Origin of the sequence: Streptomyces sp. BE20, from assembly GCF_036322525.1 — a bacterium.
Taxonomy (GTDB): domain Bacteria; phylum Actinomycetota; class Actinomycetes; order Streptomycetales; family Streptomycetaceae; genus Kitasatospora.
Genome location: NZ_JAQYWW010001187.1, coordinates 1 through 700 on the forward strand (window position 1 = coordinate 1; position 700 = coordinate 700).

The 700-nt window shown below is 70.6% G+C and carries 1 protein-coding gene; it reads right to left on the reverse strand.

Going from position 1 to position 700, the window contains the following annotated elements; translation table 11 throughout:
• Positions 1–700, reverse strand: a 700-nt coding sequence (locus PUR61_RS38355) for a polyketide synthase (RefSeq protein WP_329884430.1), incomplete at both ends; no start/stop codon positions are given.

Genomic DNA, 700 nt, shown 5'->3' on the forward strand with positions numbered 1-700 from the left:
CGGACCGTTCGGCGCCGTCAAACCGTTCGACGCACCGTCCTGATTGACCGCCGTACCCCGCACCACCGCCAGCACCCGACGACCCGCAGCCCGCGCCGACGACAACCGCTCCACGAGCAGCATGCCGACACCCTCGGACCAGCCCGTCCCGTCCGCACCCGCACCGAACGACTTGCACCGGCCGTCGGGCGCCAGACCCCGCTGACGCGAGAACTCCACGAAGACGTCGGGCGTCGGCATCACGGTGACGCCGCCGACCAGCGCCATCGAGCACTCACCCGACCGCAGCGCCTGCACCGCCAGATGCAGGGCCACCAACGACGACGAACACGCCGTGTCCACCGTCACCGCCGGCCCCTCCAGGCCGAACGTGTACGAGATCCGCCCCGACATCACCGACGAAGCCGTACCCGTCAGCAGATGCCCCTCCACACCGTCAGCAGCCTCGACCGGTCCGGAGCCGTACCCCATGAACGAGGCACCGACGAACACACCGACCGGGTGTCCGGCCAGTCCGGCCCGTGGGTCCACGCCTGCCCGTTCGAACGACTCCCACGAGGTCTCCAGCAACAGGCGCTGCTGCGGATCCATCGCCAGCGCCTCACGCGGCGAGATCCCGAACAGCCCCGCATCGAAGTCCCCCGCCCCGTACAGGAACCCGCCCTCCCGGGCGTAGAACGTCCCCGCATGCTCCGGATCC